Raw genomic sequence first — 19000 nt, 5'->3', positions numbered from 1 at the left:
GTAGTATACCCCGATGCAGCCATGACTGCAGGCTCAACACCCATCCAGACCAGCCGGCCTGCTGGAAATGCCGGGAAAATCACACAGAACGCAGTACCGGGCGGAGCCTCATGCAACGGTCACCTGCCTCTGCCTGCAGGGCAAGATAGGTCTCGAAGCCATAGCGGGCATAGCTTTGCTGCAACTGGCCCACGGCTTCTGCCGCAGAACTCATCGCTAGCGGCAGCACAAAGCCTATGCGTGGAGATGGTAGCAGCAGCTGATCGACAATCTGGCGGAACACCCGTCCGTGATCCTGGCTCACCCGCACCAGCAGGGCAGCAGATACCGGCAGCAACAAACCATTTCCCACATACGGGCCTTGCAGGAAGTTAAGCAGATGCAGGCAACGGATAAAGCGGTCCAGCACCACGGGGGTTTCACTCACCCCGGTCAGCCGCGTCAGCACTTCACCGCCTATCGGTTCTCCGCCCGGCGCAATAGCGTGCAGCTGCGCCAGCATGCCTAGCGCCTGGCCCGTTTCATCCGCCACCGGCACAAAACGGCTGGCCAGCCGCACCTTGAGGAATTCACCCTCGATTTCCCCTGCAGCAGTGCTCCACAGCGGAAATTCCATGAAATAGGCCGGATGCACCTGCTGTAAAAAACGGGCAAGCAATGAATTCATAGCAAACCTGACCAGCGGCAGGCAATACAACAAGCAAGTGACAAGGACACATCGGCAGCGCCGACCCAGACTGCACTGTAGCGCTGCCATGGAGCCGAGGAAAATCATCAATCTTCAAATCGGTATGCATTTATCTGATATCGACTGCATAAATCCATCACAGCCCGCCAGCGGCTGCCGATGTGACATGCCGGTATTGATATGGCACAAACTCTACCCAAGTCGCACTGGACGTGGTTTTTGCCCACCGGGATACTGCCTGCGTTAATCCTCCTCCATCCCTATGGAACTTGTGCCCACCCCTTGCCGGGTGGGCAATTTTTATTCTGCCTCCGGTCAGCCATCTCCACACTGCAGCACAGCCGTCCTTGCCACCTTACCGTGAGCACTGGCCACCCCCTTCCGCCATCTGGCAGTCTTGCTTCGGCTCCCCCCTCATCGCAGCAAGCAGGCCAAACACCATGACCAATGATGAAATCACACTCAAGAAACTGAAGGTGCTGACTGCCTTTGTTACCGCGGGCAATCTGGCGCGCACTGCCGAATGTACCGGGCTCAGTACGGTGAGTGTGCACCGCGCCCTGCACTCGCTGGAAAATGCCATAGGCTGCCCGCTGTTCCGCCCGCAAGGCCGCAACCTCACCCCGCTACCAGCCACGCTATCACTGGCCGAAACTGCCAGCGAAGTGCTGAACAAGCTGGAGGAAGGCATTCGACACACCCGGGAACAGGCAGGCGTGGCCACCAGAAAACTCAGGATAGGTGCCATTTACTCTCTCACCAGCGAAACCATTCCACGCCTGATCATGGGTATCAAGCTGCGTCGTCCGGAGCTGGATATCGAGCTGCAGCTGGGTTCCAGCCGGGAATTGCTGAGCCAGTTGCAGCAACACACCGTAGATGCCCTGCTGATTGCCATGCCGGATGATGCCCAGCCCGCCGGCACGCAAAGCCTGCCGCTGTACCAGGACGAACTGTTCATCGCCAGCGCCGCCAGCCTGCCAGCCCCAGGGGCCGCGCCACTCGATCCGACTTCCCTGCGCGAACAACGCTTTGTCACCCTTCACGACGGCTTTGCTACCAGTCTGCATTTTTACCAGCTATGCCAGCGTGCGGGCTTTGAACCACGGGTGGTGATGCGGGTGGGCGACATCTTTTCGCTGATGAACCTGGTAGCTGGCGGGATTGGTTACAGCCTGCTGCCTGGCCGGGTTCGCCCCCTGCTGGCCGAGCGCATCCGCTTCACCCCGCTACTGCCCGCCTGGCGCAGCACACAGCACATCAAACTGCTGTTTCACGATTACCGCGAACGGGACCCCAACCTGCTGGCACTGGTGGCAGAAGCCCGCATGCTGGCCCGTGCCAGCGCGCACCATTAGCCTGAGGCTAACAAATCAGCCGGCAGCTTGATTGATCAGCCGTGAGTCTCTCACTACCGTGCAAGGCTTCCCGATACCGATGCGGAGCCAATATGAACGCCCCTCTTCCCCGGAGCCCCGACTGGCAATCCCGCCGCCATGAAAAATTGCGCCGTCTGGCACTGGTCCAGCCCCTGACCGATGGCTGCATCCTGCCTGCCAGCCAGCTGCTCAATGCGCTGCACCTGCTGTTGGCCCCGGGCGACCGGGTGGTACTGGAAGGCAATAACCAGAAACAGGCAGACTTCCTGTCCCGCACCCTGGCCCGGCTGGATCCGGCCCGGATACACGATCTGCACATGATCATTCCCAGCATCAGCCGGCCGGAACATCTGGACATCTTCGAAAGCGGCATTGCCCACAAACTGGATTTTTCCTTTTCCGGCCCGCAAAGCCTGCGCATCGGTCAATTGCTGCAGGATGGCTGCCTGGAAATTGGTGCCATCCACACCTATATCGAGCTGTATGCCCGCCTGTTTGTCGACCTCACCCCCAATGTGGCGCTGGTGGCCGCTTACCAGGCCGATCGCCACGGCAATCTGTACACCGGCCCCAGTACCGAGGACACGCCAGTGCTGGTGGAAGCCACCGCCTTTCGTAACGGCATCGTCATTGCGCAGGTCAACGAAATCGTTGATGACCCAGCCGAACTCACCCGGGTGGATATTCCGGCCGACTGGGTGGACTTTGTCGTTCAAGCCGACCGGCCCTTTTTCATGGAACCCTTGTTTACCCGCGATCCACGCCATATCAAGCCGGTACATGTGCTGATGGCGATGATGGCCATTCGTGGCATCTACGAACGCCATCAGGTTCAATCGCTCAATCATGGCCTGGGTTTCAATACCGCAGCCATCGAACTATTGCTGCCTACCTATGGCGAGCAACTGGGGCTGAAGGGAAAAATCTGCCGCCACTGGGCGCTCAACCCCCATCCCACACTGATTCCGGCCATCGAAAGCGGCTGGGTGGACAGCGTGCACTGCTTTGGCGGCGAACTGGGCATGGAAGCCTATGTAGCAGCCAGGCCGGATGTCTTTTTCACGGGCAAGGATGGCTCGCTGCGCTCGAACCGGGCGTTTTGCCAGCTGGCAGGACAATACGCGGTTGACATGTTCATCGGCTCCACCTTGCAAATAGACGGCGATGGCAACTCATCCACCGTCACCCATGGCCGACTGTCCGGTTTTGGTGGCGCACCCAATATGGGACACGACCCGCATGGCCGCCGCCATCCCACCCCGGCATGGCTGGATCTGATCCAGACCGACAGCCTGCTGGCGCGTGGCCGCAAGCTGGTGGTACAGATGGTGGAAACCTTCCAATCCGGCCAGACCCCCACTTTTGTCGAAAGCCTGGACGCCGTACAAGTCGCCCGCGACACCGGCATGCCACTGGCCCCGGTCATGGTTTACGGCGACGACGTCAGCCATGTCCTGACCGAAGTGGGCATTGCCTATCTCTACAAAGCCCAGTCGCTGGAGCAACGCCGCCAGATGCTTGCCGCAATAGCCGGGGTCACACCCATTGGCCTGCAGCACCAGCCAGCCACCACCACAGCCATGCGCAAGGCCGGCCTCATCGCACTGCCGGAAGACCTGGGCATACGGCGCAGTGATGCCAGCCGCTCGCTGCTGGCGGCCAAAAGCATGGCTGATCTTGTCAGTTGGTCGGATGGCCTGTATCAGCCACCAGCACGCTTCAGGAGCTGGTAATGCAGCCATCAGCGCAAGCGGACCTTGCCCGCCAGTTTGCCAGCCAGCTGGCAGCACTGGCCTGTCAGTCACTGCTGGATGAGGTGATGCTCACCCCCAAGCCCGGCCTGGTAGATCGCCGCGGCAGCGGTGCGCACCGCGACATGACACTCGCCCTGATGTGCCGCTCTGCCCGCACCCTGCAAGCGGCTTTTTTCTCCATGGCGCAGGCCGCATGGCAACAGACAGCCACGCCTGCACTACGTGCACGGCTGGGCAGTATCGGTCGGCAAGGCGAGCAACGCATGTTCAACGTCACCGCCGGCATCAATACCCACCGCGGTGCCATCTGGGCGCTGGGCCTGCTGTTATCGGCTGCCGCCATGAATGGCAGCACCTTGCAGGCAGAACAGGTCTGCAGTCGCGCCAGCACCCTGGCATGCATTCCGGATGACAGTCAACCGGTGGCGCTGCTCAAAGGCAGCCTGGCCTGCCAAGCCTATGGTGTTGGCGGCGCACGGGCAGAGGCAGAACAGGCCTTCCCTCATCTCACCGGACTGGCCCTGCCCGCCTTGCACGCCCACCGGGCCCGAGGCGACCACGAAAACACCGCCCGGATCAACACCCTGCTGGCGCTGATGAGCCAGCTGGATGATACCTGCCTGCTGGCGCGTGGTGGCCGGCAAGGCCTGCAACTGGTGCAGACCGGTGCGAGCGCAGTGCTGGATGCCGGCGGGGCAGCCACCCTGGACGGACGCCGCCGCTTGTATCAACTGGAAAACGACATGCTGGCACGTAGCTTGTCCCCCGGCGGTTCCGCCGACTTGCTGGCAGCCACCCTACTGCTGGATCGGCTGCCGCTGCTGGCTAGCATCTAAGCAAGGAGAAAACATGGAAACACTACATCTGCACTACCCGGCCAGCGCACCGGCAAAGCAACGCGTCATGGTGGGGGTAGTGGCCTCCGGCGATCTGGAAATCCTGCTGGAACCCGGCCCGGCGGGCCACATCGAGATTCTGGTCAACAGCAGCAGCGATGGCAGCCATACCCGCTGGCAAGCTCAACTGGAGCGTCTGTTTGCCACTGGAGAGCAAGCGGCCATGCGCATGGAAATCAACGACTTCGGTGCCACACCAGGCGTCATCGGCCTGCGGCTGGCCCAGGCCATGGAGGGCTTGCAGGCATGAATCACCAGCAGACCATTGAACAGCTATTGCACTATCAGAGCTTTATCGAACTGACTGCACGCGAGCGCACCCGCCAATTACTGGATGCTGACAGCTGGCGCGAGCTGGCCGGACCGTTCGAGCGGCTGTACTCCCCCTGGCTGGCAGCGCAAGGCATCGTAGCGCAGGCAGATGATGGCGTAGTGGTTGCCAAGGGCCGGCTGGCTGGCCAGCCTGTGGTGGTACTGGCCGTGGAAGGCGGCTTTCAGGGCGGTAGCATGGGCGAAGTTGGCGGTGCCAAGCTGGCCGGAGCGCTGGAACAGGCTGCTGCCGACAACCGGCATGGCATTCCTACCGCCGCCGTGCTGTTGCTGGAAACAGGCGGCGTCCGCCTGCAGGAAGCCAATCTGGGACTTGCCGCCATTGCCGACATCCATGCTGCCATCGTGGATCTCGGCCGCTATCAGCCAGTCATCGGCGTGATTGCAGGCCCCGTAGGCTGCTTTGGCGGCATGTCGATTGCGGCCGGCCTGTGCAGCTATCTTGTCGTCACCCGCGAAGCCAGGCTGGGATTGAACGGTCCACAGGTGATAGAGCAGGAAGCTGGCGCCGATGAGTACGACAACCGCGACCGCCCCTTCATCTGGAGCCTGAGCGGTGGCGAACAGCGCCAACACTGCGACCTGGCCGATGCCTGCCTGCCGGATGACTGCGACACTATCCGCGATCAGGTGCAGCGATATCTGGCACAGGGACTGCCTGCCACGCCACGCCATCAGCGCCATGACTGGTATTTGCAAAGACTGGCAGCCATGGACACCACACAACAGGCCGATGCCAGCACTGCCCGCCATTTCTTCCTGCCCGAGAGGTCAGCATGACACAAACTCCTAGCCGACCTAGCCAGCGCGGCCACATCTGGCTGCACGCATTATGTGGTGACAGCCCACTGCAAGCCGGCCATCCGCCGTCATTGCTAGTATGCGATTCCAGCCTGAACGGCATGCCGGCACGCTACCTTGCCGTGGTAACAGACCCGGACAACCCCTTGCCCCGTGCCCGCCATGGTGAAGTGGGCTTGCTGGAAGGCTGGTCGCTGGCGCATGCCGTACGCGATGCAGTACAGGCCGACGCAGGCTTGCAGCACAAACGCGCCATCATTGCCATCATCGACGTCCCCAGCCAGGCCTATGGCCGGCGCGAAGAGGCCTACGGCATCCACCAGTCGCTGGCCAGTGCCGCAGCGGCCTATGCCGAAGCCAGGCTGGCCGGCCATGCCGTCATCGGACTGATTGTCGGCAAGGCCATGTCCGGCGGTTTTCTGGCCCATGGCTACCAGGCTAACCGCCTGCTGGCACTGGATGATGAAGACGTGATGGTGCATGCCATGGGCAAGGAAGCTGCTGCGCGTATCACCCTGCGCAGCGTGGCCGCGCTGGAAAACCTGGCCGCCAGCATCCCGCCCATGGCCTACGACATCCACAGCTATGCCAGCCTGGGCATGCTGTGGCGGCTGCTCAAGGTAAACCGGCCCGACCAGCCGGATGCCGCCGATGTCGATCTGGTCAACACCGCCTTGACCGCTGCATTGACAGAAATCGCCAGCGACAGCTCGTGCGGGCTGGAAAACAGGCTGCATGGGGAAAACCGCAGCATGTCGCGCCGGGTGCGTCAGCTACTGCAGCAGCAATGGCAAGACTGAGTCCGCCCGCAACGCCGCAAGCTCACGACCTGCTGTGGCTGACTGGCGATTGGCCCTGGCTGGACAACCCTGCCCTGCCAGAGTGGCTGAGGGACGACTGGCAGCCGTCCCGGCCGGTTGTCGTCCGGCGCGATCAGGCAACTGGCCAGCGCATTCCCGTGGGCATCCGCGGTCGGCTGCGCAGCCAACGTCAGGCCCTGTGGGTGGAACCGGCCACCATCTGCCGCAGCTTGAGCCCGGAACAGCTGGCGGCAAGACAGGACTGGCAGCGGCACCCGCGCTACCGGCTACTGCCACCGCTGCAAGCCCTGCAGCAGCTGCACCCCTGGCTGGATGATCTGGAGATGGACTGGGGAATTACCGGTGGTGTCGGCTACGAACTGGCCAGCGGCTGGCCTGCACTCGGTCCGGGCAGCGATCTGGACCTGCTGCTACGCACGCCACACCCGCCGTCCATGACAGCGTTGCACCAGCTGGTCGGGCGCACGCAAAAACTGGGCTGCCGGGTGGATATACAGCTGGAAACACCAGCCGGCGGCATCGCCCTGCAGGAATGGCTGCGCGGCGGCAAGGTCATGGTAAAAACCGGGAGCGGACCTCGCTTGTTGCACATGCCCTGGAGCGTGGAGTCCGCACAATGAGCGTACTGTTTGCCTTTCCCGGCCAGGGCAGCCAGCAAGCCGGCATGCTGCACCACCTGCCTGATCATCCGGCCTGCCACGCCACCCTGCAGACAGCGGCAACCGTGCTGGAACAACCCCCTACAGCGCTGGACAGTGCCACGGCACTGCAATCCACCGTGGCAGTACAGCTTTGCCTGCTGATTGCCGGCGTTGCCAGCGCGCGCTGGCTGCAACAGCAGGATATCCGGCCGCAGATGGTATGCGGGCTGTCCATCGGTGCTTTTGCAGCAGCAGTCTGTGCCGGCGTGCTGGATTTTGCCGATGCACTGCGGCTGGTACGGCTGCGCGCACAATTGATGGAGCAAGCCTATCCGCACGGCTATGGCATGAGCGCCATCACCGGACTGAAACTGCCAGCACTGCAAACCCTTCTGGACCGCGTGCAGGCCGAAGGTTTTCCGGTGTATCTGGCCAATATAAATGCCGAGCGCCAACTGGTGGTAGCCGGTGCCGATGATGGGCTGGCCCGCATAAGCCAGCTAAGTCTGCAAGCCGGTGCGGCCCGCTGTCAGCGCCTGGTCATCAGCGTGCCATCGCATTGCTGCTTGCTGGCGCAGCCCGCGGATGAATTGCAGCAGGCGCTGCGTGACATTCCGTTGCAAGCTCCCGCGCTGGATTATCTGAGCGCCAATGCCGCACGGGTGCTGCGCACACCCGCGCAGATACGTGACGACCTGGCCGGCAATATGGCGCGCACGGTGCACTGGCATGACACTGCCCGGCTGGCATGGGAGCGCGGCGCACGGCTGGCGCTGGAGATGCCTCCCGGCTCCACCCTCACCCGCCTGTTGCACCCGGTATTCACACCGGGTGAAGCCATGGCGGTGGCGGACAGTCGGCTGGACAGCCTGCAACACGCAGCCCGCCGGCTAAGCCAGGATGATGCAGGCCAGCATGGCTGAATACGGGCCTCACAGCCCGGCCAAGACCTCGTCCAGCGCGGCCAGCAGCATGTCGGCATGCTCCCGGCCAAACGGCAGCTGCGGCCTGACTTTCAGGATATTGCCTGCCGGGCCGGTGGCGCTGATCAGGATGCGCCGCTCGCGCAGCGCATTGACGATGCGCGTGGTCTGCGCACTTGCCGGTTTTTTGTGGTCCCGGTCGCTCACCATTTCCACGCCGATAAAGAAGCCAGTGCCGCGTACATCGCCAATCAGCGCATGCTTGCCTGCCAGTGCCTCGAAGCCGGCCTTGAGATAAGCCCCGGTAGCGTGGGCGTTCTGCTGCAGCCCTTCTCCCTCGATGACATCCAGCACCGCCATCCCGGCAGCGCAAGACACCGGATTGCCGCCAAAGGTATTGAAGTAACGTACCTGAGCGCCAAAGCAGTCGATGATGTCGGCGCGCGCCATCAGCCCGGCCAGCGGGTGGCCATTACCCATCGGCTTGCCCATGGTGATGATGTCCGGCACCACGCCATGGCGCTGGAAGCCCCAGAAATGGCTGCCACTGCGGGCAAAACCGGCCTGCACCTCGTCGGCGATGAACAGGCCGCCTGCAGCATGGATGGCATCGACGGCCCCTGCCAGGAAACCGGCCGGGTCGGCAAATACGCCGTCACTGGTAAACAACGTATCCACCAACAAGGCAGCCGGGCGGATGCCGTGGCGCTGCAGGTCGGCAATGGCAGCCTGTACATCGCGCGTGAACTGCTCGGCCACTTGCTGCGGATTGCCGCGATAGCCATCCGGTGCCGCCACGGTACGTACGTTCGGCCCCAGCGGCACGCCATCGCCAAAGGCTGGTGAGCAAGCGGCAATACTGCTGGTGACGCCGTGATAGGCATGCGCAGTGACAATCACCCCTTGCCCGCCGGTGAAGCTGCCCGCCAGGCGCAAGGCCAGGTCGTTGGCCTCGCTGCCGGTGCAGGTAAACATGGCCTGATAGCCGGGCATGGCCAGTGTGGACAGCAGGCGCTCGGCGTAATCGACGATGCCGTCGTTCAGGTAGCGGGTATGGGTATTGAGCACCGTGGCCTGACGGGCAATGGCCGCCACCACCTGCGGGTGACTGTGCCCCACCGAAGCCACATTGTTATACACATCCAGATACGGCTGGCCGTCGGCGTCGTACAGCCACACCCCCTCACCGCGCACCACATGCAAGGGCTGCTGGTAGAACAGGCGGTAGGCCTGGCCCAGCGCCTGCTGGCGGCGGTGCAGCAGCGCCTGTTCTCGCTCCGGCAGACTGCGGGCCATGGCGGGGTCGAAGGCATTCACCATGCGTTGATCGGGCGGATTCATGCTTGTCCTTTCATCTGACACAGCTGGAACAGATAGTCGGTGGCCCGGGCGCGCCCCAGCGCGGACAGGCGCTGCAGGCCGTCCCAGCTCAAACCGTTGTTGCGCAGGATGTAGCTGCTGTTTTCCGGGTAACGTGCTGCACGCCAGCCAGTAATGGTCACGGTCATGCACAGCCGGGTAAGAATCAGCTCGTACAGGATGGCGACTTCCTCGGCCAGCAGCGGACAAACTGCGTGATAGCCGGCAATCAGCTCACCGGCAGTGTCCAGCGGATTGGCGCTGGAAGACAGCTGGTAGGAGCAGGCCACTGCCAGTTCGTTGATCAGCGGGGCTTCCACCATGTCGCCAAAGTCGATCAGGCCGGCGGTGGTGATCTGGTCTTGCGGATCGACCAGCACATTGTGCGGATTGAGGTCGTTATGAATCACCTGCCGCCGCAGGCCGCCCAGTACCGGCTGCACCTGCTGGATGAAATGCACCAGCCAGTCGGCCAGCACGGCTTTTTGTGGCCCGTCCGGTGTTTCAGCCAGCAGCGGCTGCAGCCTCTCGGCATGCTGGATATCCCACAACAGCGGATGATGCGCTGCCGGATGCACATAATCCCGCAGTGCATTGTCCAGCCGGCCCAGGGTTTCGCCCAGATGGCGGCGCTGCGCCGCGCTGCGTACCAGCTGATGCAGCGGCTGACCGCCCAGATAGCTGAGCAGGCGCAACACGCGCTGACTGCCATCTGCCATATTCACCACGGCATAAGGCTGGCCATCGCTGCGTGGCAGCAGCTGCGGCACCGGCAGGGTCGGGTCACGCGCCAGCGCATGCAACAGCGCCCGGCTCTGAAAATCAGTAACGGCCCGGTCTTCAGCCGGATGAGTCAGCTTCAACACATATTCGCGGCCATCGTAACCGCGGATGTGGAAATTGGCATCGCGTTCACTATTGAGCGGGCTGGCCACCCCACGCAGGCCATAATGCTGCCACAACAGCGCAGTGGCTTCACTGCACTCCACCGGTGCCGCCATGGTGGAAAACAGCTGGTCGATCACCATGTCAGACATGCTGCCCTCCGTTGATGTGGATTTCCGAGCCATTGATATAGGAAGAATGGCCGGAGCACAGAAAATGGATAGCCTCCGCCACTTCATGCGGTGTCCCCAGCCGGTGCATGGGCACATCGCGCTCGATAATGCTGGCGGTGTCCGGCGACAGGATGGCGGTGTCGATTTCACCCGGCGCAATGGCATTGGCGCGGATGCCATGCGGGCCAAACTCATGCGCCAGTTCGCGGGTGAGCGCTGCCAGCCCGGCCTTGGAGGCGGCATAGGCCACGCCGGCAAACGGGTGCACGCGCGAGCCGGCAATCGAGGTGACATTGACAATGGAGCCCTGCGCCTTTTTCAGCTCGGGAAACAAGCCGCGTGCCAGCAAGGCAGTAGACACCAGATTTACATTCAGCACCCGGCTCCAGTCGTCGGCATTGCTGGCCAGTATGCCCAGCCGCTCTCCCTGCGCGCCCTTGGGTGAAATGCCGGCATTATTGACCAGGGCATGCAGCTGACCATCTGGCAGCCGGCTTCTCACCTCGGTAATCAGACTGTCCAGGCAGGACAGGTCGGACAAATCAGCCTGCACATGGCTTTGACGGGCCGATGGCCACAGGCAGGCCTCGGAAAACGGCTGGCGCGACACGGTGAAAATCTGCCAGCCGTTTTCCTGGAACAGCTTGACCGTGGCATGGCCAATACCGCGGCTGGCACCAGTCAGCAGCATGTAGCGAGTGGGATGGGACATGATGGCACTCCTGTATCGAGGGCAGAACCGGCAAGCACCGTCAGCCCTACCCTGGTCAGTCGAATTTATGATGCATCATATTTGCTGCATTTCAATCTGGCAAGTGCAGTGCTACCATGCGGCTTTGCCGTCACTTGCACCCCCGCCCCATGGACTACCAACTGGACACACTGGAACACGACAATCTGGGTAGCACGGTATACCAGCTGCTGTGCAATGCGCTGATACAGGGCCGTTTGCAGCCGGGAGCACGGCTGAAAATCCGCGATCTGGCCGAACAGCTGGGCACCAGCGTCACCCCGGTGCGCGATGCCATCCTGCGACTGGTGCAGGAACAGGCGCTGACCATGCAGTCGCCGCGCGACATCCGCGTACCCCACATGACGGTGGAACGTTATCTGGAAATCCGCGCCATTCGCATCCGGCTGGAAGGGCTGGCCGCCGAAACTGCCGCCGGCAAAGCGGACGCCAGCGCCATTGCGCGGCTGGAAGACATTGTCAGCCGCAATGCTGCGGCCATGACCGCCCAGGACATTGCCCAGGGCTGCGAGCTGAACCAGCAGTTTCACTTTGCCCTGGTGGACATCGCCGGGCTGCCCTTTCTGCAAGGCATCCTCTACCGCATCTGGCTGCAGATGGGACCATTGATTTCGGCGGTGTACCGTGAAGGCGGCAGCGACATGATCGACTATCACTACCCGGTGCTGGCTGCCATCCGTCAGCACGATGGCCCGGCGGCAGCGGCGGCCATTGGCGACGACATCCTGCATGGCGGGCACAGCATCCTGCTGCATCTGCAAGCCCGGCCAGCGCCAAATTGACGGATTTCCGTACCTGCAAATACGAAAACCCGACGCATCGCCATACCACCCCAAAACAAACCCTTGTTTTTCAATGACTTGAAAAAGTATTTTCAGGCACAGCTTTTGCAATACAGGCGGCACCTGTATTACGGAAAGCTGCTGCCATGACCTTCAAACTGCTGCTCAGCCTGATCTGCTCCTCCTTGCTGGCCCGCCAACTGGGCAGCAACCCGCTGGCCACCATCGGCACCCTGTCGCTGCCTGCCGTGCTGCTGCTGATGACCATGGGCAATGCCGCCACCTACCTGCTGGTGCGCTTGCTATTCATCCGGCTGTCACCGCATCACTAAGCGGCCCGGCCATCTTCCCGCGCGGCACACATGACAAGGCCCGGCATTGCCGGGCCTTGTTGCTGCCAGTGGCACACGCATGACGAGCAGTCAGCCGGCCCGCCTGCGTGACACCATCCGCCAATCACACCATGAAGTAAATCAGCGCCGCCTCGCCAAATACGCCAATTACCGTCCCCACCAGCACCGAGTGCGAGGCATGCAGCGCATAGGTCTGGTTGCGTACGGCAAACATCGAGGCCGCAATGGCGGTGGGCACCGCCCCCACGATCAGGGCTTGCTTGGCAAATTCAGCATCCACACCAAACAGCAAAATGCCAACGAACATCAGCACCGGCTGCAGGAAGTTCTTCATCGCCACATTACCCACCACGTGGCCGTTGAAGCTGGGCTTCTCGCCACAGAACATCAGGCCCAGCGCCAGCAGCGATACCCCGCCAGCCGCCTTGGCCAGCATGTCCACGCTTTCCTGTACCGCTGCCGGCAGATGCAGGTGATTGAAGCTGAGGATCACCCCCAGAATCGGCAGCCAGACAATCTGGTTGGACAGGGTTTTTACCAGGCTTTGCTTCAGCATGGTTACCACGCCGTCATCTGCACCGGCATCGGACATCTCGCCGCAGCGGCACAGCACGATGGTCAGCGGCAGAATGACAAAGCTGGTGATCAGGTTGCCAATCAGCACGGCGATGAAACCCTGCGGACCACACACCTGCTGCAGGATGGGCGCGCCAAAGTAGGCCATATCCGGAAAGGTGCACACCAGGGCCTGGATGGCACTGGTTTTCAGACCCTGCCGGTAGTAATAACGCCCGGCCAGCAAGGCCAGCACATAGGTGCCGACAAAGCCGAAAGTCATGCACAGAATGAACGGCAGGTTCTGGATACGCTCCGGCGGTGTTTTCAGTGCGCCGATGAACAGCGAACACGGCAAGGCATAGCGCATCACCAGGGTCGCCATCACCCCCACATCCGCCTGACGGAAGTAACCCTGCTGACCGCCAAACCAGCCCAATAACATCAACAGCACCACCGGCAGCAGTGCTGTGCTCATGGTTCCCCACATGGTCTTGCTCCTCATCTCTGTAATGTTTGTCTCGCCATTGCAGAGCAAGCCCCGTGCCACGAAAAATCACATCCATCTTATTGTTTTTATTGATAAATATTAATCAACGCCGCAAGCAGGTGCGGATAGCCGCGAATCCGTCCGTCACAAAGTACGGAAATCCGTACTTTTTCAAATCTCCTCCATCCCTCCCGGTCTTGCAGCGCAGTGGCATTTCCGTCCATCCGGCCATGGCAAATGGACGGAATTCCGTCACTACACCGCCGAAATTTCAAGCCAAAATCAGGTTTTTCCTTTCATTTCAACAAGATGGACATTTTCAGTGCCATGGCACGCTCCTTGCAAAGACCCTGCCAACGGACAGGCCATTGCGCCCGCAGCACCAGGCGGACGGATGAGCAGAACCACAGCAAAGGAAATCCCATGAGTGAAACCATCCACATCAGCATCGATGGCAAGGTGGTGGACGCTGAGCCCGGCAACTCCATCCTGCACACCCGCCTGCAAGGCGAAGAAGCACTGACCGCCAATATCGGCTGCATGGGCCAGGGAGTTTGCGGCTCCTGTCGCTGCCTGGTCCGCAAGGCCGGCGAGCGCAGCGCCGAAACGCGCCTGGCTTGTGAAACCGTGGTGGAAGACGGCATGCAGGTCAGCTTTATCGACTACTACCTGCCAGAACACCTGCACCGATACCGCCCGCACGACCTGCGCGACGGCTGGCAGGCACTGCCACAGCTACAGCAAACCTTCCCCGAAATCTCCCAGTGTCGGCACTGCAGCGGCTGTGACCGCGCCTGTCCGCGCCATATCCCGGTGCAACAAGGTATTGCCTTGGCCAATAGTGGCCAGCTGCAAGCAGCGGCAGCACTGTTTGATCCCTGCATCATGTGCAATCTGTGCACGCTGGCCTGCCCGGAGAACATCCGCCCCAATCATGTCGGCCTTTACCTGCGGCGCGCCCAGGCCATCCAGAACCTGCGACCGGGCGATCTGCTACGCCGACTGGAACAACAAGCCCGTGGCGAAATGGCCATCAACACACAGACAGACAACACAAGGAGCGAGGTATGAGCAGCGCGATTCACTACCTGCAGGCACTGGCCAACCTGGCCGCGCATGACCGCCCGCCACTACGCCCGGCCGATCTGTCACGCAGCGCGCTGCTGGCGCAATACCACCCCGACAATGCCGGCAATGCCAGCACCCTGCTGCAGATCGGCCCCAGCCGCGGCCAGCCCTGCCACCCGCGCCTGGCCGCACTGCTGCAAAGCAATGCGCTGATCGACGGTTTTGATCTGGCCGGAGCCGAACAACGCAGCACCGACGTGCTGGTGATAGGCGGTGGCGGTGCCGGCGCAGCTGCCGCCCTGACCGCAGCCCGCAGCGGCGCAGAAGTCATGCTGGCCAGCAAGCTGCGCCTGGGCGACAGCAATACCGTCATGGCCGAAGGTGGCATCCAGGCGGCACTGGCTGCCAGCGACAGCCCGCAGCAGCACTTTGACGATGCCATGCGCGGTGGCCACGACGCCGCCAACCCGCAACTGCTGGCCCAGATGGCCAGCGATGCGCCGGGGGTGATTCGCTGGCTGATCGAACTGGGCATGCACTTTGACCTGGACGAACCGCTGGAAGATGGTGGCAAGCTGCGCTACAAGCAGGCCGGTGGCTGCAGTCAGCCGCGCATCCTGTGCTACCGCGATTACACCGGGCTGGAGATGATGCGCGTGCTGCGCGAGACGGTGGAGCTGGACCCCGCCATCACCCTGCTCAACCGCTGCCCGGTTGTAGAGCTGTTGTCACACGAAGACGGCAGCTGTGCCGGAGCCGTGCTGTACGACCTGGAATACCAGCGCTTCATCGTGGTATCCGCCCGCCAGACCATACTGGCCACCGGCGGCTGCGGCCGGCTGCATCTGCAGGGCTTTCCTTCCTCCAACCACTACGGTGCCACCGCCGACGGACTGGTACTGGCATACCGTATCGGTACCGGCTTGCGTGACATGGACGCCTTCCAGTACCACCCCACCGGTGTAGCCTGGCCACAACGCCTGCGTGGCGGGCTGATTTCCGAAGCTGCCCGCTCCGGCGGGGCCTTGCTGGTCAACGGGCTGGGCGAACGCTTTGTCGAGGAACTGGCCCCGCGCGATGTGGTTACTGCGGCCATCCTGCGTGAATGCGCCGCCGGACGTGGCATCGAACGCGATGGCCAGTTAGGCGTATTCCTCGACACCCGCCCGCTGGGGGCCAATCTGGCCAGCCGCCTGCCTGCGCTGCAGCATCTGGCCGACAAATGCGGCATCGACCCGTGCAGCGAACCCATGCTGATCTACCCCACCCTGCACTACCAGAACGGCGGCGTCATCATCGACGGCAATGGCCAGACCAGCGTCCCCGGCCTGCTGTGTGCCGGTGAAATCACTGGCGGCATTCATGGCCGCAACCGGCTGATGGGCAATGCCCTGCTGGACATCCTGGCCTTTGGTCGTCGCGCCGGTCGTCAGGCCGCCCGCCTGGCACAGGCCGCCCGTCACAAATCCACCCTGCCACCGCAACGTGGCGGCATCGAACACGTCTACCGCTGGCAACGCCAGCTGGCCCTGGCCGGACTGGACAGCAGCTTGCAAGCGCCATTGCTTTACCCAGGCCAAGCCCGGCTTGCCTTGCACCGCCCCACCAGCCCGCACGCCTAGGAGAAACAGATCATGGAAAAACTCAATCAGGTACTACTCAACCCCGCCGTGCAGGTAGGCCCGGATCTGGCCGCCTGGCTGCAACAGGGCGGCGGCCTTGGCCTGCAGGCTGCCTTGCAGGCACCCACCACCATCATCCGCCAGATTGCCGATGCCGACCTGCGCGGCATGGGAGGGGCTGGCTTTCCCGCCTGGCGCAAATGGGAAGCCGCCGCCAATGCCGTGGGCGACAACAAATACGTGGTGTGCAATGGCAACGAGGACGAACCGGGCACCTTCAAGGACCGCACCTTGCTCAGCGCATCGCCACATCAGGTGGTGGAAGGCGCACTGATTGCCGCGCTGGCCGTGCGCGCAGCCTGCGTCATCTTCTACATCAACCCGCATCAGGGCCAAAGCCTGCACCATATGCAGCTGGCAGTCAGCCAATGGCAGGACAGCCCCTGGCTGGACAAGCTGGCTACGGCGCTGGGCCATCCACTGGCCATCAAGGTGGTGGCCAGCTCTGGCCGCTATATCGGCGGCGAGGAAACCGCGGTGGTAGCCTCACTGGAAGCCGGCTTCCCCTTCCCGCGTAAAAAACCGCCCTTCCCGGCAGAACAAGGCATCAACGGTCAGCCCACCCTGATCAACAATGTGGAAACCCTGGCCAATGTCAGCCACATCCTGCGCCACGGTGCCGGCTGGTACCGCGCACTGGGCGTGGGTAAGGCTGGTGGCACCAAGCTGTACTCACTGTCCGGTGACGTGCTGCGCCCCGGCCTGTACGAGCTGCCCATGGGTACCAGCCTGCAGGAACTGGTATTCCACTACGGCGGCGGCATGCTGCAGGGCAAGGCCTTCAAGGCCGTGTTCACCGGCGGCCCGTCCAATACCCTGCTCACCGCCCGCGACCTGGACGTGGCACTGGACTTCGACTCGGTCTGGCTGCGCCACTCCCGGCTGGGTACCGGCGCAATGATCGTGATATCCGAAGGCAGCAGCATCATCCGCAAGGTGGCCGAATACATCGACTTCTTTGCCAAGGGCTCCTGCGGCCAATGCCCGTCCTGCAAATGCGGCACTTTTCAGCTGGCACGCCTGCTGGACCGCATTGACGGAGGTCGCCACAGCGCAGCCGACCTGGATGCCCTGCAGCACCTGTGTCAGATCCTGCCCGGCAGCGGCCGCTGCGGCCTGATCGACGGTGCCGTTACCGTGGTGAAAAGCTCTTTTCACACCTTCCCGCAAGAATACGGCCTGCCGACCCCAGCAGATGCCTGAGCCCGGCCCCAAACCCGCCGCCAGCCCCGGCAGCCAAGTACTGCCGGCCAAGCCACTATCACCACAGGAATAAGCCAATGCGCCAACAAACCATCGCCGGCAGCACCCCGGCACTGCGCTTTCTGCTGGACCACAAGGTGGATTTCAGCTGCCACGCCTACAGCTACGAAGAACACGGCGGCACCGCCACCCCCGCCCGTGAACTGAACGTGGACGAACACGCCGTCATCAAGACCCTGCTGTTTGAAGACCAGGACGGCCTGCCGCTGGTGGTGCTGATGCACGGCGACCGCAAGGTATCGGCCAAGGAACTGGCCCGTCAGCTGCCCTGCAAGAAAGTGCAGCCCTGCAAACCGGATATTGCCAACCGCCACTCCGGCTACCTGGTAGGCGGCACCAGCCCCTTCGCCACCCGCACACCCATGCCAGTGTATATGGAAGCCAGCATCCTGCAGCTGCAACAGGTATTCATCAACGGTGGCCGCCGCGGCCTGCAAGTGGCCATGTCGCCGCTGGACATCGGCCGCCTGCTGCAAGCACGCTGCGTGGAAGTGGCGCTGGAGAAATAAGCATGTACTTTGTGTGGCCTGTCCCACGGCAAACATGTGACACGGCCACACTTGAAAGGAGAAAGGGATCTTTGCCAGGCAAAGATCCCTTATGGCTAGTACTGCCGAGGTGGGCGAATCAGCATGTTGCCATCAGACTGGCAGCGCCGTTGTAGTAACGCCCCCCAGTCAATCTGCGACATCAGGCTCCCAGTTCGGCCTTGTTTTCCGCCAACTCGGTCAGTTTCTTGGCAGCAATACTTGCCACCCGCTGTACATGAGCCACCGAAGCATCATGTGCAGCTTGAGCATCACGTTTCAGCAAGGCATCAACCAGCAAGCGCATTTCCTCGGCGGCTTCAACGGCACGTCCCGTCGAGCTGATGGTCATGGCACGCAAGCGGTTGATTCTGGCATTGAGCGACTGCACGATCTCCCAGGCCATGGTCTGACCACTGCCCTGGAACATCAGCTCGTAAAACGCAGAAGTCTGCTCCAAGACGCCGTGAAAATCGCCAAGCCGGAAGGCTGCCTGAATCTGGCTGTTGATCACCGCCAACTGTTCCAGCAACGTGCTATCTGCCCGCTCGGCACATAGCCGCGCCGCATGCCCTTCCAGCAAGGCACGGATTTCATAGATTTGCGCCGCCTTATCGGCATCCAGCGTGGCCACCACTGGCCCCTGATGTGGAATGGACTCCACCAGCCCTTCAGTCTCCAGATGGCGCAGCACTTCACGCACGATAGAACGGCTCACCCCCAGTTCATCACACAGCGTACGTTCCACCAAGCGCTCACCCGGCTTGAAGTAGGCACTGAGGATGGCGTCGCGCATTTTTTCCAGCGTCAGCTCACGCAGTGTCTTGACGCTGCGGTCTATTTTTAGCGAGCTACCTTCTTTGGATGACATCGGTCATC

Annotated in this window: 20 protein-coding genes; 14 read left to right on the top strand and 6 right to left on the bottom strand. The window is 62.2% G+C overall.

Features of this window, described 5'->3' with window-relative positions:
• Positions 1 to 79: 79 nt before the first annotated feature.
• Positions 80 to 667, bottom strand: coding sequence for a hypothetical protein (locus GSR16_RS08865; protein ID WP_159876529.1), 588 nt, complete (start codon positions 665 to 667; stop codon positions 80 to 82).
• A gap of 461 nt (positions 668 to 1128) precedes the next feature.
• On the opposite strand from GSR16_RS08865, the gene GSR16_RS08860 reads away from it, so the two are divergent.
• The 8 genes from GSR16_RS08860 to mdcH all read left to right on the top strand — a co-directional run bounded on the left by GSR16_RS08860 (position 1129) and on the right by mdcH (position 8233).
• The gene (locus GSR16_RS08860) at positions 1129 to 2046 is read left to right on the top strand and encodes a LysR family transcriptional regulator (RefSeq protein ID WP_159876527.1); all 918 of its coding nucleotides are present in this window, start codon (positions 1129 to 1131) and stop codon (positions 2044 to 2046) included.
• A 92-nt stretch (positions 2047 to 2138) separates the two neighbouring features.
• Positions 2139 to 3800, top strand: coding sequence for a malonate decarboxylase subunit alpha (mdcA, locus tag GSR16_RS08855; protein WP_159876525.1), 1662 nt, complete (start codon positions 2139 to 2141; stop codon positions 3798 to 3800).
• Positions 3800 to 4657, top strand: a complete 858-nt coding sequence (locus tag GSR16_RS08850; RefSeq protein ID WP_159876523.1) for a triphosphoribosyl-dephospho-CoA synthase — start codon at positions 3800 to 3802, stop codon at positions 4655 to 4657. Before mdcA ends, GSR16_RS08850 begins: the two co-directional genes overlap by 1 nt.
• A 13-nt stretch (positions 4658 to 4670) precedes the next feature.
• On the top strand, positions 4671 to 4967 hold the full coding sequence (locus GSR16_RS08845) for a malonate decarboxylase subunit delta (RefSeq protein WP_159876521.1): 297 nt from the start codon (positions 4671 to 4673) through the stop codon (positions 4965 to 4967).
• Positions 4964 to 5827 (top strand): biotin-independent malonate decarboxylase subunit beta, encoded by an 864-nt coding sequence (locus tag GSR16_RS08840; protein ID WP_159876519.1) that lies wholly within the window; start codon positions 4964 to 4966, stop codon positions 5825 to 5827. Before GSR16_RS08845 ends, GSR16_RS08840 begins: the two co-directional genes overlap by 4 nt.
• A complete protein-coding gene (gene mdcE / locus GSR16_RS08835; protein WP_159876517.1) occupies positions 5824 to 6648 on the top strand; it encodes a biotin-independent malonate decarboxylase subunit gamma in 825 nt (274 codons plus the stop codon). The genes GSR16_RS08840 and mdcE overlap by 4 nt, the downstream gene beginning before the upstream one ends.
• A complete protein-coding gene (locus GSR16_RS08830) occupies positions 6636 to 7289 on the top strand; it encodes a malonate decarboxylase holo-ACP synthase (protein ID WP_159876515.1) in 654 nt (217 codons plus the stop codon). The genes mdcE and GSR16_RS08830 overlap by 13 nt, the downstream gene beginning before the upstream one ends.
• On the top strand, positions 7286 to 8233 hold the full coding sequence (gene mdcH, locus GSR16_RS08825; protein ID WP_159876513.1) for a malonate decarboxylase subunit epsilon: 948 nt from the start codon (positions 7286 to 7288) through the stop codon (positions 8231 to 8233). Before GSR16_RS08830 ends, mdcH begins: the two co-directional genes overlap by 4 nt.
• A 9-nt stretch (positions 8234 to 8242) precedes the next feature.
• Here the strand turns inward: mdcH and GSR16_RS08820 are convergent, their stop codons facing one another.
• Genes GSR16_RS08820 through GSR16_RS08810 form a run of 3 tightly spaced genes read right to left on the bottom strand, consistent with a single transcriptional unit; the run spans position 8243 to position 11362 of the window.
• On the bottom strand, positions 8243 to 9574 hold the full coding sequence (locus tag GSR16_RS08820) for an aspartate aminotransferase family protein (protein WP_205677530.1): 1332 nt from the start codon (positions 9572 to 9574) through the stop codon (positions 8243 to 8245).
• A complete protein-coding gene (locus GSR16_RS08815) occupies positions 9571 to 10629 on the bottom strand; it encodes a phosphotransferase (RefSeq protein ID WP_159876511.1) in 1059 nt (352 codons plus the stop codon). The genes GSR16_RS08820 and GSR16_RS08815 overlap by 4 nt, the downstream gene beginning before the upstream one ends.
• Positions 10622 to 11362: an SDR family NAD(P)-dependent oxidoreductase gene (locus GSR16_RS08810; protein WP_167522557.1), complete on the bottom strand. Its 741-nt coding sequence runs from the start codon at positions 11360 to 11362 to the stop codon at positions 10622 to 10624. The genes GSR16_RS08815 and GSR16_RS08810 overlap by 8 nt, the downstream gene beginning before the upstream one ends.
• A 149-nt stretch (positions 11363 to 11511) precedes the next feature.
• Between GSR16_RS08810 and GSR16_RS08805 the strand changes: the two genes are divergently transcribed.
• Both GSR16_RS08805 and GSR16_RS08800 read left to right on the top strand, forming a co-directional pair.
• A complete protein-coding gene (locus GSR16_RS08805; protein ID WP_159876509.1) occupies positions 11512 to 12183 on the top strand; it encodes a GntR family transcriptional regulator in 672 nt (223 codons plus the stop codon).
• Between the two features lie 146 nt (positions 12184 to 12329).
• Positions 12330 to 12515 (top strand): hypothetical protein, encoded by a 186-nt coding sequence (locus GSR16_RS08800; protein WP_159876507.1) that lies wholly within the window; start codon positions 12330 to 12332, stop codon positions 12513 to 12515.
• 124 nt (positions 12516 to 12639) lie between these two features.
• On the opposite strand, the gene GSR16_RS08795 is transcribed toward GSR16_RS08800, so the two are convergent.
• Positions 12640 to 13581: an AEC family transporter gene (locus GSR16_RS08795; protein ID WP_159876505.1), complete on the bottom strand. Its 942-nt coding sequence runs from the start codon at positions 13579 to 13581 to the stop codon at positions 12640 to 12642.
• 423 nt (positions 13582 to 14004) lie between these two features.
• On the opposite strand from GSR16_RS08795, the gene GSR16_RS08790 reads away from it, so the two are divergent.
• The 4 genes from GSR16_RS08790 to GSR16_RS08775 all read left to right on the top strand — a co-directional run bounded on the left by GSR16_RS08790 (position 14005) and on the right by GSR16_RS08775 (position 18103).
• On the top strand, positions 14005 to 14652 hold the full coding sequence (locus tag GSR16_RS08790; RefSeq protein ID WP_159876503.1) for a 2Fe-2S iron-sulfur cluster-binding protein: 648 nt from the start codon (positions 14005 to 14007) through the stop codon (positions 14650 to 14652).
• Positions 14649 to 16271: an FAD-dependent oxidoreductase gene (locus tag GSR16_RS08785; RefSeq protein ID WP_159876501.1), complete on the top strand. Its 1623-nt coding sequence runs from the start codon at positions 14649 to 14651 to the stop codon at positions 16269 to 16271. Before GSR16_RS08790 ends, GSR16_RS08785 begins: the two co-directional genes overlap by 4 nt.
• Positions 16272 to 16283: 12 nt before the next feature.
• Positions 16284 to 17534 carry a complex I 51 kDa subunit family protein gene (locus GSR16_RS08780; protein WP_159876499.1) on the top strand — a complete coding sequence of 417 codons (1251 nt, stop codon included), beginning with the start codon at positions 16284 to 16286 and terminating at the stop codon, positions 17532 to 17534.
• A gap of 77 nt (positions 17535 to 17611) precedes the next feature.
• On the top strand, positions 17612 to 18103 hold the full coding sequence (locus GSR16_RS08775) for an aminoacyl-tRNA deacylase (protein ID WP_159876497.1): 492 nt from the start codon (positions 17612 to 17614) through the stop codon (positions 18101 to 18103).
• Between the two features lie 181 nt (positions 18104 to 18284).
• On the opposite strand, the gene GSR16_RS08770 is transcribed toward GSR16_RS08775, so the two are convergent.
• Entirely contained in the window at positions 18285 to 18992 is a 708-nt protein-coding gene (locus GSR16_RS08770; RefSeq protein ID WP_159876479.1) for a GntR family transcriptional regulator, read from the bottom strand.
• Between the last annotated feature and the right edge of the window lie 8 nt (positions 18993 to 19000).

Source organism: Aquitalea denitrificans (genome assembly GCF_009856625.1).
GTDB lineage: Bacteria > Pseudomonadota > Gammaproteobacteria > Burkholderiales > Chromobacteriaceae > Aquitalea > Aquitalea denitrificans.
The sequence above is the reverse complement of the archived record's forward strand: the minus strand, read 5'-3'. Positions and strand labels throughout refer to the sequence as shown.

Coding starts and splice junctions, on each gene's coding strand:
- GSR16_RS08865 (WP_159876529.1), bottom strand. CDS start 667: ATGAATTCATTGCTTGCCCGTTTTTTACAGCAGGTGCATCCGGCCTAT.
- GSR16_RS08860 (WP_159876527.1), top strand. CDS start 1,129: ATGACCAATGATGAAATCACACTCAAGAAACTGAAGGTGCTGACTGCC.
- mdcA (WP_159876525.1), top strand. CDS start 2,139: ATGAACGCCCCTCTTCCCCGGAGCCCCGACTGGCAATCCCGCCGCCAT.
- GSR16_RS08850 (WP_159876523.1), top strand. CDS start 3,800: ATGCAGCCATCAGCGCAAGCGGACCTTGCCCGCCAGTTTGCCAGCCAG.
- GSR16_RS08845 (WP_159876521.1), top strand. CDS start 4,671: ATGGAAACACTACATCTGCACTACCCGGCCAGCGCACCGGCAAAGCAA.
- GSR16_RS08840 (WP_159876519.1), top strand. CDS start 4,964: ATGAATCACCAGCAGACCATTGAACAGCTATTGCACTATCAGAGCTTT.
- mdcE (WP_159876517.1), top strand. CDS start 5,824: ATGACACAAACTCCTAGCCGACCTAGCCAGCGCGGCCACATCTGGCTG.
- GSR16_RS08830 (WP_159876515.1), top strand. CDS start 6,636: ATGGCAAGACTGAGTCCGCCCGCAACGCCGCAAGCTCACGACCTGCTG.
- mdcH (WP_159876513.1), top strand. CDS start 7,286: ATGAGCGTACTGTTTGCCTTTCCCGGCCAGGGCAGCCAGCAAGCCGGC.
- GSR16_RS08820 (WP_205677530.1), bottom strand. CDS start 9,574: ATGAATCCGCCCGATCAACGCATGGTGAATGCCTTCGACCCCGCCATG.
- GSR16_RS08815 (WP_159876511.1), bottom strand. CDS start 10,629: ATGTCTGACATGGTGATCGACCAGCTGTTTTCCACCATGGCGGCACCG.
- GSR16_RS08810 (WP_167522557.1), bottom strand. CDS start 11,362: ATGTCCCATCCCACTCGCTACATGCTGCTGACTGGTGCCAGCCGCGGT.
- GSR16_RS08805 (WP_159876509.1), top strand. CDS start 11,512: ATGGACTACCAACTGGACACACTGGAACACGACAATCTGGGTAGCACG.
- GSR16_RS08800 (WP_159876507.1), top strand. CDS start 12,330: ATGACCTTCAAACTGCTGCTCAGCCTGATCTGCTCCTCCTTGCTGGCC.
- GSR16_RS08795 (WP_159876505.1), bottom strand. CDS start 13,581: ATGTGGGGAACCATGAGCACAGCACTGCTGCCGGTGGTGCTGTTGATG.
- GSR16_RS08790 (WP_159876503.1), top strand. CDS start 14,005: ATGAGTGAAACCATCCACATCAGCATCGATGGCAAGGTGGTGGACGCT.
- GSR16_RS08785 (WP_159876501.1), top strand. CDS start 14,649: ATGAGCAGCGCGATTCACTACCTGCAGGCACTGGCCAACCTGGCCGCG.
- GSR16_RS08780 (WP_159876499.1), top strand. CDS start 16,284: ATGGAAAAACTCAATCAGGTACTACTCAACCCCGCCGTGCAGGTAGGC.
- GSR16_RS08775 (WP_159876497.1), top strand. CDS start 17,612: ATGCGCCAACAAACCATCGCCGGCAGCACCCCGGCACTGCGCTTTCTG.
- GSR16_RS08770 (WP_159876479.1), bottom strand. CDS start 18,992: ATGTCATCCAAAGAAGGTAGCTCGCTAAAAATAGACCGCAGCGTCAAG.